Annotated in this window: 14 protein-coding genes; 6 read left to right on the top strand and 8 right to left on the bottom strand. The window is 68.1% G+C overall.

Annotation, left to right across the window (positions count from 1 at the left end):
- Positions 1-83: 83 nt before the first annotated feature.
- Genes ACOOGH_RS11660 through ACOOGH_RS11650 form a run of 3 tightly spaced genes read left to right on the top strand, consistent with a single transcriptional unit; the run spans position 84 to position 2,348 of the window.
- Entirely contained in the window at positions 84-1,085 is a 1,002-nt protein-coding gene (locus ACOOGH_RS11660; RefSeq protein ID WP_420449072.1) for a threonine ammonia-lyase, read from the top strand.
- Entirely contained in the window at positions 1,082-1,213 is a 132-nt protein-coding gene (locus ACOOGH_RS11655; protein ID WP_420449071.1) for a hypothetical protein, read from the top strand. The genes ACOOGH_RS11660 and ACOOGH_RS11655 overlap by 4 nt, the downstream gene beginning before the upstream one ends.
- A 43-nt stretch (positions 1,214-1,256) precedes the next feature.
- Complete coding sequence (locus ACOOGH_RS11650; protein ID WP_420449070.1) at positions 1,257-2,348, top strand: ABC transporter substrate-binding protein; 1,092 nt, start codon at positions 1,257-1,259, stop codon at positions 2,346-2,348.
- Positions 2,349-2,390: 42 nt separating this feature from the next.
- Here ACOOGH_RS11650 and ACOOGH_RS11645 read toward each other — a convergent pair whose 3' ends face one another.
- Complete coding sequence (locus tag ACOOGH_RS11645; RefSeq protein ID WP_420449069.1) at positions 2,391-4,745, bottom strand: TonB-dependent receptor; 2,355 nt, start codon at positions 4,743-4,745, stop codon at positions 2,391-2,393.
- 195 nt (positions 4,746-4,940) lie between these two features.
- On the opposite strand from ACOOGH_RS11645, the gene ACOOGH_RS11640 reads away from it, so the two are divergent.
- Positions 4,941-7,214, top strand: a complete 2,274-nt coding sequence (locus tag ACOOGH_RS11640) for a PBP1A family penicillin-binding protein (RefSeq protein WP_420449068.1) — start codon at positions 4,941-4,943, stop codon at positions 7,212-7,214.
- Between the two features lie 30 nt (positions 7,215-7,244).
- Here ACOOGH_RS11640 and ACOOGH_RS11635 read toward each other — a convergent pair whose 3' ends face one another.
- The 6 genes from ACOOGH_RS11635 to ACOOGH_RS11610 all read right to left on the bottom strand — a co-directional run bounded on the left by ACOOGH_RS11635 (position 7,245) and on the right by ACOOGH_RS11610 (position 10,471).
- Positions 7,245-7,859 (bottom strand): hypothetical protein, encoded by a 615-nt coding sequence (locus ACOOGH_RS11635; protein ID WP_420449067.1) that lies wholly within the window; start codon positions 7,857-7,859, stop codon positions 7,245-7,247.
- A gap of 29 nt (positions 7,860-7,888) precedes the next feature.
- Positions 7,889-8,215, bottom strand: a complete 327-nt coding sequence (locus tag ACOOGH_RS11630) for a hypothetical protein (protein WP_420449066.1) — start codon at positions 8,213-8,215, stop codon at positions 7,889-7,891.
- Between the two features lie 19 nt (positions 8,216-8,234).
- Entirely contained in the window at positions 8,235-9,140 is a 906-nt protein-coding gene (locus ACOOGH_RS11625; protein ID WP_420450119.1) for a cation diffusion facilitator family transporter, read from the bottom strand.
- A complete protein-coding gene (locus tag ACOOGH_RS11620) occupies positions 9,137-9,313 on the bottom strand; it encodes a hypothetical protein (protein WP_420450168.1) in 177 nt (58 codons plus the stop codon). Before ACOOGH_RS11620 ends, ACOOGH_RS11625 begins: the two co-directional genes overlap by 4 nt.
- Positions 9,314-9,446: 133 nt before the next feature.
- The gene (locus tag ACOOGH_RS11615) at positions 9,447-9,926 is read right to left on the bottom strand and encodes a YybH family protein (protein WP_420449065.1); all 480 of its coding nucleotides are present in this window, start codon (positions 9,924-9,926) and stop codon (positions 9,447-9,449) included.
- Positions 9,927-9,931: 5 nt separating this feature from the next.
- Complete coding sequence (locus ACOOGH_RS11610; RefSeq protein ID WP_420449064.1) at positions 9,932-10,471, bottom strand: DUF411 domain-containing protein; 540 nt, start codon at positions 10,469-10,471, stop codon at positions 9,932-9,934.
- A gap of 167 nt (positions 10,472-10,638) precedes the next feature.
- Between ACOOGH_RS11610 and ACOOGH_RS11605 the strand changes: the two genes are divergently transcribed.
- Positions 10,639-11,727 carry a mechanosensitive ion channel family protein gene (locus tag ACOOGH_RS11605; RefSeq protein WP_420449063.1) on the top strand — a complete coding sequence of 363 codons (1,089 nt, stop codon included), beginning with the start codon at positions 10,639-10,641 and terminating at the stop codon, positions 11,725-11,727.
- A 1-nt stretch (position 11,728) separates the two neighbouring features.
- A complete protein-coding gene (locus tag ACOOGH_RS11600; RefSeq protein WP_420449062.1) occupies positions 11,729-13,072 on the top strand; it encodes an amidohydrolase family protein in 1,344 nt (447 codons plus the stop codon).
- A 39-nt stretch (positions 13,073-13,111) separates the two neighbouring features.
- Here ACOOGH_RS11600 and ACOOGH_RS11595 read toward each other — a convergent pair whose 3' ends face one another.
- Entirely contained in the window at positions 13,112-13,801 is a 690-nt protein-coding gene (locus ACOOGH_RS11595; protein ID WP_420449061.1) for a hypothetical protein, read from the bottom strand.
- Between the last annotated feature and the right edge of the window lie 34 nt (positions 13,802-13,835).

The following is a 13,835-nucleotide window of genomic DNA, read 5'->3' as shown; positions in this document are numbered from 1 at the left end:
CGCCTGTCAAGATCGTATGCTGTGTCGCGTCGAGTCCGGCCCCGCCCGGATTGTCGAACCAAACGCCAGCCCTGGACGCGAGAATGACCGACTCTCCGGCACCGGCCCGCCGGACCCCGACCCCCGAGTCCAGCAGGGACACGCGGGCGCGGATCGAGCCCTGGGTCGAGCGGACCCCCGTGAGGCGATGGAGGCCCGACCGGGGCGTGGTGTCGCTTCCGGAAGGGTCCGAACTCTTCCTCAAGCTCGAGCTGTTTCAGCGTACCGGTTCCTACAAGGTCCGCGGCGCCCTGAACAACGTGCTGCAGGCGGACGCGGCGACGCTGGCCCGGGGCGTCACGGCGGTCAGCGCCGGGAACCACGCCATTTCCGTGGCCTACGCGGCTCGAGCCGCGGGCACCAGCGCCAAGGTCGTGATGCTCGCCTCGGCCAACCCGGCCCGCGTCGCGCGGTGCAGGAACTTCGGCGCCGAGATCGAGTTCGCGGACGACGGCGCGCGCGGATTCGAGCGCATGGAGGAGATCGCCGGGGACGAGGGGCGGCTGAAGATCCATCCGTTCGAGGGCGAGCACACGGTCCTGGGGACGTCCACGGTGGGCCTGGAGATTGTCGAGCAATTGCCCTCGCTCGACGCGCTCGTGGTTCCGATCGGCGGAGGGGGGCTCATCTCGGGGACTGCGAGCATCGTCAAACAGCTTTCTCCGGAGTGCCGCGTCTACGGAGTGGAACCGGTCGGCGCCGACTCCATGCGCCGCAGCCTCGATGCTGGTGAACCGGTGGCGATCGACCGGGTCGACACGATCGCGGACAGCCTCGGTGCACCCCACGCCGCGCCGTACAGCTTCGGACTCGTGCAGCGCTACGTGGACGACGTCGTGCTCGTCGACGATGAGGCGATCCGTGCCGCGATGCGGGCCCTCTTAGTAGACGCGAAGCTGGTCGCCGAACCCGCCTCCGCCGCGCCGCTGGCCGCGGCATGCGGTCCGCTCAGCGAACGACTGGCCGGGCTGAGCACAGGGCTCGTCCTGTCTGGTTCGAACATCGATCTCGACACCTTCGCCGAGCACATCCGAGCCGCCGGGTGACGCGCGGTGACAGGTCGATCGCCGGCTCGCTCGAAGAACTCGTGACCGTCGTCCGGGACCGGATCAACCAATACAATCAGGTGCGCCGGTACTTCTCGGAGACCCGGGCGCCCCCTGAGGACCGTTGAGGACTTCCGCGAGTACTGGAGAGACGGAATGAGAGAGGGAATCGTGAGACGTATTCCGACGGTGACCACCCTGGGGCTCATTGCGCTCCTTTCAGGCGTCCCGCTCCTCCCCGCCGCCGGGCAGTCGATCACCGTCGTGTCCTGGGGCGGCTCCTACGGCCGCGCCATCAACGAGGGCGCCAACATTCCCTTCACCGAGGCGACCGGCATCCGAATCAGCATGGAGGACTACAACGGCGGCCTGGCCCAGATACGGGCCCAGGTGGATGTCGGCAACGTCCATTGGGATGTGATCGACCTGGAGATCGCCGATGCCGTGCGCGGTTGCGACGAGGGACTGCTCGAGCTGATAGACATCGACGATCTGCCTCCCGGGCCCGACGGCACGCCCGCGGCCGACGACTTCGTGGCCGAGAGCCAGACCGAGTGCGGGGTGGGCAATCTGTACTGGTCGACCGTGTACGCGTACAACGACGAGAGCTTCCCGGGCGAAAAGCCCACGACCATGGTCGACTTCTTCGACCTGGAGAATTTCCCGGGCCGCCGCGGGATGCGGCGGGTACCGCAGGTGAACCTGGAGTTCGCCCTGATCGCCGATGGCGTGCCGCTCGACGAGGTGTACGCCACGCTGGCCACTCCGGAGGGCCTGGACCGGGCCTTTGCCAAGCTCGAAACCATCAAGGACGAGGTGGTCTGGTGGGAGGCCGGCGCCCAGCCACCGCAGATGTTGGCCGACAGGGAAGTGGTCATGAGCACGGCGTACAACGGCCGCATTTTCAATGCCCAGGTCCTGGAAAACCAACCGCTCGTGATCGTGTGGGACGGACAGTTGCTGGATGTGGGTCAGGTCGGGATCGTCGCGGGCACACCGAGGCTGGAAGAGGCGATGAGATACCTGGCCTTCAGCACCAGCGCCGAGTCCATGGCGCAGATCGCCCGCCGCATCTCCTATTCCCCGGCGCGCAGATCGGGCATGCCACTGGTGACGACCCATGTCGTCACAGGGGTCGACATGGCGCCCCACATGCCGGCCGGCGCGGGCAACGCGGATCGTGCGCTTCGTTACGACTGGGCGTTCTGGGTCGACTACCAGGACGAACTGAACGAGCGCTTCAGCGCCTGGCTGGCGCGCTAGATGGCGATGTCGGGGAGCACCGGGGCTCTGTAAACGCGCGCGTCAGAACACCACCCGATAGCTGACGTTCAGACCCCGCCCGGCCTCCGGCATGATCTCCTTGACCCGGGAGAGGTGGTTGCGGTACTCGGTATTCCCGGCGTTGACGAGGCTCACGGTCAGGACGTTCAGACGCCCGCCGAGCGTTAGCCGCACCCCTGCGGTGGCGTTGAAGACGGTGTACCCGCGCGTCGGCGTCTCGAATTCGCCGACCCGGTCCTGCCCGTCCGCCATCTCGGCCTCCGCCCGGACATACCACGACGGCCGCTCGTACTTCAGGGCCACATGTCCCTTGAGCGGAGGAACGAGAGGCAGAGGCTGGTCGGTCTCCTTGAGACTGCCATTCACCAATGAGGCCACTCCCTCCAGCGCCAGCCCCCGCCCGGCGTCAACGTCCACGCCGGCTTCGAAGCCGCTGAACACGGCGTCGTTGGCCTGGAACTGATAAATGGGGAGGCGCACGCGGCTCAGGCGGCCCGTGTCCTCCCCGTAGATGTGGTTCTTGATGTCGTTGTGGAAGCCGGTGACCTCGGCCCTCAGCCGGTCGGACTCGAAGCGGAGAAAGACGTCGAGCCCCCTCCCGACCTCGCTCTCCAGAGATGGGTTTCCGACCTCGAAGACGTAGGCCGCCAGATGCGGCCCTTCCGAATAGAGTTCGGGGACGTCGGGTGTGCGAACCGCCCGGGCAACGCTGGCACCGAGCACCAGCCCCGAGGCGGACTTGTAAAGGACCCCCAGGGACCCCGACATCGAGTGGAATGTGCGGTCACGAATCTCACCGATGTCCGAAACCCGATCTTCCGCCGGATCGGCCAGGGTCCAGTCGTAGCGTAGCCCCGACTCGATCAGGACGGAGCCCAGGTCGACCTCCTCGAGCAGGTACAGGGCCGCCTTGAGCCGACGCGTGTCCGGCGTGTGCAGCGATCCCCCGTATCCGAAGTCCTCCCAGGACGCACGGCCGCCCATCGCACCCGCCGTGAACGGTCCCCACCCCTCATGCCGACCCAGGACATCCGCGCTCGCGCGCTGTTGCTCGAAGAGCGTACCCAGAATGTCCGAAGCTTCGAGCTCGCGGTGCGTGTACCAGGTGTGAGTCGCGTCGAAGCGGAGGTTGTGGAAGGGCCCGACCGGCTCCTCGACCACGGTCCGGAACTTCGATGACACTCGCTCCATCTCGATGCGCACGCCCTCCTGGTGCCCACCCACGAAGCCACCCGGGATGCCGTAGTAGTTGCGGTAGCCGCGGAAGGCCCCCCCCAGGCGACCCCAATCGGCCACGTAGGCTGTCCCCGCACCCCCGCTGAACAGTTCGCCGTCGGTGTTGAGAAGCGTGCCGACGGGGGTCTTCAGATCTCCCGCCGTCCGTGCGGCCACCTCCACCCGCAGCGGCACGCGCCCCGCGAGGGGGAACACGGCCGACGCGCTGCCGGCCAGCGCGCCGGTCGAGGTCTCCGTCTGCAGTGTCGCCGCGCCCGTCAGGCGGTGCGGCATGGCCGTCGGAATCTCATCGCGGATCACGTTGATGACCCCGCCCAGCGCGTTGCCCCCGTAGAGCAGTGCACCGGGACCCCGCACAACCTCGATCCGCCGTGCCGAGGACGGATCGAGTGCGGTGGTGTGGTCCGAGCCCGAGCTGGAGGCATCCCCGACCGCCGACCCGTCCTCGAGCATCAACACCCGATCTCCGGTCATTCCCCGGATCACCGGCTGCGCAACCGATGGACCCATCCTGGTGGCGGCCAGCCCCGGCATTGACGCCAACGTCCCCGCTACGGTCGCCGTCAGCTGGCGCTGCAAGTCATCGCCCGCCATCACGTTGACCGGCCGGATCGCCTCGGCCGCGGTCCGCTCGCTGATCGTCGCCGTCACCACCAGGTCCGCCAGCCCAAAGGGAGACGGTACCAGCTCGATCACGATCTCTGCCGACTCCGCCACCGCTCGACGGGCGCGCACGGTCCCCACGGTGACTTCCACGATGGCGCCCCGGTACCCCAGGCGCTCGGCTCGAACGGTGTACACGCCCGCGGCCAGCCCGGTCAGGTGGAAGGTCCCGTCCCCGCGGGTCACCGCCCTGGTTTCCCTCCCGACCACCGATACGTTCGCGCCCGCCAGCGGTTCACCGGTGCCCGCGTCGCGCACGTTGCCCTCGAACACATACGCTTGCCCCGGCCCCTGCGCCGCCAGGTCGCCGCTGTTGGCGAGAGCGGGCCACGAGAGGCCAACCGCCGCAAGCATTGGCGCTAGAAGGAGGAGACGCCCGGCGATCGAACGAGCGGCCGGCCGGACGTCGGATCGAGCGGGGCCGAGCCAGCGCGAAGCCGACCCGATGGCATTTTCGGCGGGGTACGCTGAAGGCATGGTTCCTCCCACGCCTGTGCGTCCGGGGCGTGTGCAATGGCCACAAAGCTGCATCGCGGGCCCGGGACGTTAGGCCGGCGTCGCGGCTTCGGGCAACCTCGTGCGGCGGTGGAAACCCTTTGGTGCTCCCTGGGCGTCAAAGACGGTGTGAGAGACAGAAGAAGGGCTCGGCGGTGGCTCCCGTCGAGACAGAAGATGCACAAGGGTCGGTGGCTCATGCTCCTGGCCGTGGCGATTCTCGCCGCCGGCCTCGGCTATCTGGCCTTCGAAGCCCGGGTGGCTCGCGAGTTCGCCGCGCTCGACTCCTCTTCCCCGGCGCGCATCCTGGCACGGCCGTGGACCCTCCGCGTCGGTGACCGGGTCGACCCGCAGCGCCTCATCGACCACCTGAAGAAGGTCGGCTACCGACCGGTCTCCGGCAGAACGCCGCAGACCGGAGAGTTCAGCACACGCGGCCGCGACCTTCTCGTGGGCCGCCGCGCGCTTCGTATCGGGGGACTCGTCGACCCCGGCGTTCGCGCGCGGGTGAGCTTCCGGAGCAGCAGGCGCATCGCCGCGATTCGGAACGCCGAGGGGGACCGCCTCGCCCAACTACTGCTCGATCCCGAGGTGATCGGGACGTCCCTCGGAGAGCGCAGTCGGGACCGGGTGCCCGTCCGGCTCGACGAGGTGCCGGAGCACCTGGTCGCCGCGTTGCTGACCGTCGAGGATCGCCGTTTCTACGAGCACGGCGCGCTGGATCCTCGCCGCATCGCCGGCGCCGCGCTTTCGAACCTCCGGCAGCGGCGGGTCGCGGAGGGGGGAAGCACGATCACCCAGCAGCTGGCCCGCACGCTCTTCCTGTCGACGGACCGCACCGTGCTCCGAAAGGTGCGTGAGGCGGCGATCGCGGTGGCGCTGGAGAGACGTTTCTCCAAGCGGCGCCTGCTCGAGGCCTACGTGAACCATATCTATCTCGGGCAGCACCGGGGCACCGCCATCCACGGCTTCGGGCGCGCCGCGCAGTTCTACTTCGGGCGGGACATCTCGGAGTTGACGTTGGGCCAGTCGGCGATGCTGGTCGGGATTGTCAGGGGGCCGAGCGTGTACTCGCCCCATCGCCACCCGGACCGCGCCCGGGCCCGACGCGACATCGTGCTGCGGCAGATGCACGCCGTAGGGCACCTGGACGACGCTCGGCGGGACGCCGAACTTGAAGCCGATCCGGAGATTCGACATCCACAGGAGCGGAACTTCGATGCCCGCTGGTACCTGGATTTTTTGCGGCGGGAGATGGCGGCCGGCGCTGCTCCGCCGGAAACGGACGGCGGCGGTCCGACGGTGATTTCTTCGCTTGCACCGGAGCTTCAACAGGCCGCCGAGACCGCGGTGTCAACGGGGATCCGTAGCATGGAGCGCCGGCGTCCCCGTCTGAAGGAACAGGCCGGTCCGGTCCAGGCGGCGCTGGTCGCCCTCGACCCGCGAACCGGTGACATCCTGGCGATGGTCGGCGGTCGCTCGTACGGCACGTCGCAGTTCAATCGCGCAGCCGACGCCCGGCGTCAGCCGGGAAGCGCCTTCAAGCCGGTGGTGGCGTTGGCCGCCCTCACTCCGGGATCCGACCCTCCCTTCACCCTGGCCTCCGTGCTGAAGGACGAGCCGCTGGTGCTCGACACACCGGCCGGCGTGTGGAAGCCGGCGAACGCCGACCGCGCGTTCCTCGGCCCCGTCAGGCTGCGCGAGGCCTTGGAGGGGTCACGCAACGTGCCGTTCGCCCGCCTGGGTCTGGCCGTCGGTCCCGAGCGGATCATCGAGGCAGCGCGCCGGCTCGGCGTCGAGAGTCCCCTCGCGCCATATCCGAGCCTGGCGCTGGGCGCTTCCGAGGTTACGCTGCTCGAATTGACGGCGGCCTATGCGGTGCTGGCGGCGGAGGGCCGGCGCACGTCTCCGCGCTCGGTGATCGCCGTGTTCGGCCGGGACGGCGCCTTGCGAGAAAAGTCCGCGGGCCGCAGCGAGTCGGTCATCAGCCCGGCGGAGGCGTACCTGATCACGTCCGCGCTGAGCGGCGTGGTCGAGCGCGGGACCGGGAGCGGGGTCCGTGACGCCGGATATTTCGGTCCCGTGGCGGCGAAGTCCGGGACGACGAACCGCTCCCGCGACGCCTGGTTCGTCGGCTACACACCGGAACTGGCGGTCGGCGTGTGGGTGGGATTCGACGACGGCACTCCGGTCGGTCTCCCCGGCTCCAGGGCCGCGCTCCCGATCTTCGCGGATTTCATGATCCGCGTTCTCGGTCCCCATGGCGGTCGCAGATTCCGCTTGCCGGCGGGAGTGGAGTGGATAGAAATCCAGCCGGAGACCGGTCTGCGCGCGGGCTGGGGCTGCCGCGGGGAGCCTGAACTCTTCCTCGCCGGCACCGCGCCCGAAGCTTCCTGTGGCTACTGGAGAGTGCCGCGCCGCCGCACGGCCATGTCGCCCGCGACGCGGTAGGCACGACCCGCTTCGGGCGAGCGCTATCCCTCAGTGCGCGTGGTGATCGTGGTGCGCGTGATCGTGGCGCCCCTGATGGAAGACGACGTGGAGCAGGGAACCCGCCACGAAGGCCTGGTAGAGTTCAATCGCAGTGTGCTCTTCGGGCAACAGCTCGGTGCCCGCCGCCAGGCCGATCACCGTCGCCAGCAGAATCGCGCCCACCCCGGCCGCCGCGACCACGACGCCGTGCCGGGGCTCGAGTAGCCACCAGATCAACAGGCCGACGGCGACCCGGTGCAGGATGACCGCGAAGGCGAACGGGGCGCTTGCGGTAGCGGGCATCAGGGCGCCGCCTTCCAGGAGCGCGTGGAGCACCATCGATGCCACACCCAGGATGATGGTGAGGTTGTCGGTGTGCTGGGCCAGTCTGCGGGAGACCTTCTCGATCACATACAGAATGCCCCCGCCCGCGATGACGGCGATCAGCGGTGTGATCTGCCGCTCGAACCAGACATGCGGGAAGATCTGCCAGGCCACCAGCAACGGTAGCGCCACGAAGACGATCATGTCGATCAGCCGCATCGTCTGCGGCCGGTGGTGCAGGAAGATGTACAGAAAAACGCCGGCCACCGGCGCGACGAGCGCAGCGATGAATGCGGTCATTCAGACCGCCCGGGCACGCTCCAGGATCGTCAGTTCGCAGGACCGTGGTGATCGCAGTGATCGCCGTGCTGATGGTGCAGGTGGCCGTCGACGACGTAGTCGACGTGCCCGTCGTGTTCCACCGCCTCGTGGCCGCAGTCCTCGCCGTGTACGTGCCCGTCGTCGTGGCCCTCGCAATCGTGACCGTGCCCCGGCGCCGGACCGTGGTCGTCGCAGTGGTCCCCGTGAACGTGGTGCAGGTGGCCGTCGACGACATAGTCCGTGTGGCCATCGTGCTCGACGGCCTCGTGGCCGCAGCCTTCCCCGTGCGTATGGTCGCTGTCGTGGTGTTCGCAGTCGTGGTCGTGCCCGCCCATGATCTTGCTCCTGTTGGTTCTAGTGCGCCCGCGCGGTGGCGACGAGGTGGTCGACGTGGTGGTCCTCGTTGCAGTGCGCGGCCGTGCTCTCCACCTGAACCGTGATGTGTTGAATGTTGAACTTGTTGTACGCGATCTCCTGAATCTCCTGCAACAGCTTCGCCGAATCTCTCTCGTGTTCGGGGTCCACCAGAACATGCGCGGTGAGCGCGTCGTAGCCCGGTGCGAGCGTCCACACATGAACGTCGTGGATGACCGTGACTCCCTCGAGGTCTTCGATCTGGTGGCAGAGACTGTACACGTCGACGTGTTCCGGCGTCCCTTCGAGCAGCACGTGCACGACCTTGGCCAGCAGGCGCCACGTGCTGAGCAGGATCAGGATCCCGATGAGGACGCTGAGGATCGGGTCGGAGATGTACCAGCCGAAGGCCCACACGAGCACCCCGGAAATGATGACTGCAACCGAGCCGAGGATGTCGGCGATCACGTGAGCCAGGGCGCCCTCGACGTTCACGCTGTGCTTCGCGGACCGGTGGAGTACCCAGGCAGCGGCGAGATTGGCCAGCAGTCCGAGAACCCCGATGATCAGCATGAGGCCGCCCTCGACCTCGGGTATCTCCCGGAAGCGGTGGTAGGCCTCGAAGATCACCCAGGCGGAGATCAGCCACAGCGTGAGGGCGTTGATGAGGGCGGCGAGGATCTCCAGCCGATGGTATCCGAAGGTGCGCTCCACGGAAGCGGCACGCGTCGCGAAATGCACGGCGAATAGCGCCAGACCGATCGAGGCCGCGTCGGTGAGCATGTGTCCCGCGTCGGCTATGAGCGCCAGGCTTCCCGACAGGAAGCCGCCGATTACCTCGACGAACATGAAGCTGGCGATGATGACCAGCGCGATCGTGAGGTCCCGCTTGCTGGCGTTCCTCAGTTCCTCCGAATGATCGTGGGCGCCGAAAATCCCGTGGTGATGATGGTGATCGTGGTCATGGCCGTGGTGATGGTGGCCGTGATCGTGGTCGTGATCATCGTCGTGATCGTGATCATGGTCGTGCTGATGATCGTGCCCATGACCGTGATCATGGTCGTGATCATGATCGTCATGACCGCCGCCGTGGCTCATGGGAACCATGCCCATCCGGGGTTGAACATCAGCCTGCAGTCGGGTCGGGAACCTATCCCGAGGCGAGTGGATCCAACCACCCCCCAGAAAAGAAGGGTGATTCGACAAATGTCGTCAAGGGACCGCGGTGTAGTGGCCGTGGATGCAGAGCCAGCGGCCGTCCTCCCGCACGAAGATCCTCGTCGACTTCCCCCTGCTCGTGAAACGTCCCCCATCGGTGTAGCCGGAGTCCGTCCAGTAATAGGTGATCCAGGCCACATCGCCCCGAATCGTGACCTCGGGCTGGTGCATCTCGGTGTGCACGTCACGCGCGCGCCTCAAGTAGTCTCCATAACTCCTGAGTTCAAGCGCGCGACCTTCCGCGAGGTAGACATCGTTCTCCCCGAAAGCGGTGAATTCCGGGTGCAGGTACTGAGCGTAGGCGTCGAGGTCGCCCGCTTCGATCGCCGCCCACATCGCGACGAGCGTGTCGATGACCTCCTGTTCCTCGTCCTGGGCCCGCACGTACGACGGGGCGAAGGCAGCCAGCGCCAGGGCGAGGGAGGCGGCAAGCCCGACCCACCGCCCCGCCCTCGGCGCTGTTCGGCGGGACACGGGAGTCAGCGGCTCTCGTAGATCGACGTGTTGCCTTCGGCGTCGAACTGGATCACGTCGTACGGATCGACCCGGTCACCGAACTCCATGCCCGGGGAACCGATCGGCATCCCCGGCACGGCGATCCCGCGCGCGGAGGGCGCCTCGGCGAGGAAGCGGGCGAACACGTCGGCCGGGATATGTCCCTCGAACACATAGTCGCCGACGAACGCCGTATGGCACGATTGCAGCTGGAGCGGCAGGCCCGCGTCGAGCTTGATGCCGATCATATCGTCGGTGTCCTCCACGTCGAGCTGGAAGCCGGCTTCCCGCATGTGGTCCACCCAGAGGGCGCAGCACCCGCAGGTGGGCGACTTGTAGACCTTGATCGTCGGCGTTTCCGCGATGGTCGCGGCCAACGTCGCATCGATCATGGCGTTCGCGGGCGTCGCGGTCGCCGTCTGTCCGCTTTCGGCCGCCGCCTCCGGCGCGCACCCGCCGACGAGCAGCGCCAGGCCGATCGAGGCCGCTCCGACGCCCATCTTTCCGAACTTTCCGTTCAACATCTTCACTCCCGGTTCGATTCCTGCCGCTCGATCCCCCAAGTTATCCACGAAGGGGCTGGCACGGTACCATTACGATACCATGGTGCGCGGCATCATCCGGCTATCAAGCGCGGGGATGTGGGCGCCACGCGCGGGGGCGGGCAAGAGCCTGAGAGAGGCGAGGCGTGATGGACAGACTGTCACAACTGTGGAGCGAGGCGGTCGCCTTCATGGCTCCGCGCTGGCTGCCCAGCCTGATCGTGATCGCGGTCGCCGGCCTCGTCTACCTCGTGGCGCTGATGGTGCTGGGCCGCGCGCAGAAGCACTGGGTCACGCGAACCGCGACGCAACTGGACGATCTCGCCGTGCGGCTGCTCCGCCAGGTCCTTCTGATTTCGAGCGTGACGTTCGCGGTCTGGCGCCTGCTTGACATCTGGACCCTCCCCACCGCGGCCCAGTGGGTCTGGGCCATCTGGATCGGCATCCTGTTCTTCCCGTTGAGCCGCTTCGTCGGCGATCTCCTGGTAGCGATCGAGGCCGAGGTCGTCGCCCGCACCTCGACGCCGATGGACAAGACGGCGCTCCCGATGATCAACAAGGCGATCCGCTTCATGGTCATCGGGCTCGGCATCGTGCTCGCGCTGGCGGAACTCGGCATCAATATCGCGCCGCTCCTCGCCGGCGCCGGCGTCATGGGCCTCGCCCTTTCGCTCGCGGCCAAGGACACGCTCTCCAACGTGATCGCGGGCGTGCTCCTCGTCGTCGATCGTCCCTTCCAGGTCGGCGACCGGATCGAACTGTGGTCCGCGCCCAACGAAACGGGGTCCTGGGGCGACGTGATCGAGATCGGGCTCCGAGCCACGAAGATCCGCAATCCCGACAATCTCGTCGTCGTCGTCCCGAACAGTCAGCTCATGCAGCGCGACATCATCAACTACACGATGTCGGGTCAGGACATCCGGCTGCGCATCCCGTTCTCCGTCGCCTACGACTCGGACATCGAGCGGGCCAAGTCGCTGCTGGTGGACATCGCCCTGAGCGTCGAGGGAGTGAAGGACGATCCCGCGCCGATCGTCATCGCCCGGAGTTTCGGCCCGTCCGAGGTCAACCTCCAATTGCGCGTCTGGATTCTGGAGGCGAGGGCGAGACGGCGCATCGCCGACGACATCAGCGAGAGGGCGCTCCCCGCCTTCGCGGAGGCCGGCGTGGAGATCCCCTACCCGAAGCGGGAACTCTACATCCGGTCCGCGGATGGGCTGCCGGTCGACGGGGTCTGAGTTGAGACGCGCCGGGACGCCGGTCCGCCGGCTGCTCCTCGCGATCTCCGCGCCAGTCGCGGGGGCGGTTCTCCCCGGCGGACTGGCTGGCGCCGGCCAGGACATGTTCCTCACGCTGCAGTCGGAGTTGTTCACCAATGTGACGGTGATCGACGGCCGCGGGGGGCCACCCAGGCCTTCCTCGTCGGTGCTCGTGTGGGGTGGCCGAATCCAGGGCATCGGCGCCCAGGGCTCCGTGCCCGCCCCGGAAGGCACCATCGTCGTGGACCTCTCGGGCTCCTACCTCATCCCCGGGTTCATCGACGCACACGCCTCGCCTCGAACCACCGATGACCTGCGGGCGCTCCTGGCCGCCGGGATCACGGGAGTGCGTGACGGAGCCACGTCGCTGGCCGCCTTCGAGGCGCGCGGCCGTGGCGGCTTTGGGGAAGACCCCGTCCCCGCCGTCTACATCGGCGGGCCGGTCCTCGATGCCGGGAGCGGGACGCGCGGCGCGGGGCCGGACTCGGAAGCCGCCGCCATCGCCGAGGTGGCGCGCCAGGCCGCGGATGGGGCCGGCTTCGTCTCCGTAGCCTCCAGCGTGCCCCCATCGTGGCTGGTCGGGATCGCGCGGGCCGCGCGCCGGGCGGATGTGCCGCTGTGGGCCGACCGCCGGGACGGTGGCTGGCTGCTAGCCCTCCGTGCCGGGTCCGCTGTCGCGAGTCCGCTGGTCTCCGGCGACGCCGAGTTGCTTCCGGAGAGCGAGCGTGCGCCCTTCGAGGCGCTCGCGGATGCGGGACAGGTCCCTGTCCAGGCCGCCTGGCTGGAGCGGCTGGATCCACACGGACCCGACGTCGACCGTGCCGTCACCGCGCTCCTCTCGAATGACTCGGCGCTGCTGCCGCTGCTCGCCGGCGCGTCCGCCCCCCTCGACTGCCCGGCCGAAGCCGCTACCTGCGCGCCCCTGTCCGCCGCCGGGCGGACTGCGCTCGAAGCGGTGTGGCCCAAGGCCGAGGCGCTGGTCCAGACCTTCCACGGCCACGGGGTGCGCCTCCTCGTGGGGTCCGATGCCCCGCGCACGACGCCTTGGGGCGAGGGCTTCCACCGCGAGATGCAGTTGCTCGTGGAGGCAGGCATCCCCCCGCTCGAAGTTCTCGGCATGGCCACGAGGAACGGCGCCATTGCGCTCGGCCAACTGCACGAGCGGGGGACGATCGAGATCGGGAAGCGCGCCGACTTCCTCGTGCTCGAGGCGAACCCCGTCGCCGACATCCGCAACGCGCGCCGCATCTCGCTCGTCGTGGTGGACGGGCGAGCCTGGACCCTCGGTCCCAATGACACCTGGAGACGCGTCCGCTTCAACTGAGGCGCGTCCCGATCCTCCGAGGCGCGTCCCGATCCGCCGCTATCGGGTGCGGTAGCAGTAGGTGTCCCGCCGGCGCGTCATATCCTCGATCACGGCCGCCTTGAAGGATTCCGCGCACTCCGAGCCGCCCAGTGCTCCGCGGTACTCCTCGATGTCCACGACTTCGGCACCCAGCCAGGCGCGCCGGAAGGGTCGCGGGAAACGTTCCCCCGGCGCCTGGATGTGATGAAGCCCCCCGCTGTAGGCAACGAATAGCCGGCCGTCCGGCATCGCCCGCAGGATGTCCGCGATCCCCCCGCGGACCGTCATCGGATTTCCCTCGCGATCCAGCCCGGTGCGGCGCATCATCCGCCCCTCGGGAAGGATGAGGAGCACGGCCTCCGGATCCCGAACCTGCCGCAGCACTTCCTCCCAGGTGTCATCGCGTTCGCGCGTGACCGGCACCACATGCTTGGTGATGAGCAGAAAGAGCCGTCCCAGAATCGGTCGAGCCGCGGTCTTGTCCGCCAGCGGCAGGACCCCGTGCGTCGCGAGCTGCCAGAGCAGGCGGTTGGGTACCGCCGCGAGGAACACCGGCTCGAAGAGACTCGTGTGATTGAGCAGGGCGATCACGCGCAGGCCTGCCCATGGTTCGTCGGCTTCTCGAACCCATTCCAGCCGGACCCGGCAGAAGGCCTTGCCCGCGACCTTGATCGAGAAGAGAAGAAGAAAGACGATATAGCTGCGCATTTCGCGCAGTGTGGTTCCGGGATTGGCGGGCGGT

This window comes from Candidatus Palauibacter sp. (assembly GCF_965213655.1).
Taxonomy (GTDB): Bacteria; Gemmatimonadota; Gemmatimonadetes; order Palauibacterales; family Palauibacteraceae; genus Palauibacter.
The sequence above is the reverse complement of the archived record's forward strand: the minus strand, read 5'-3'. Positions and strand labels throughout refer to the sequence as shown.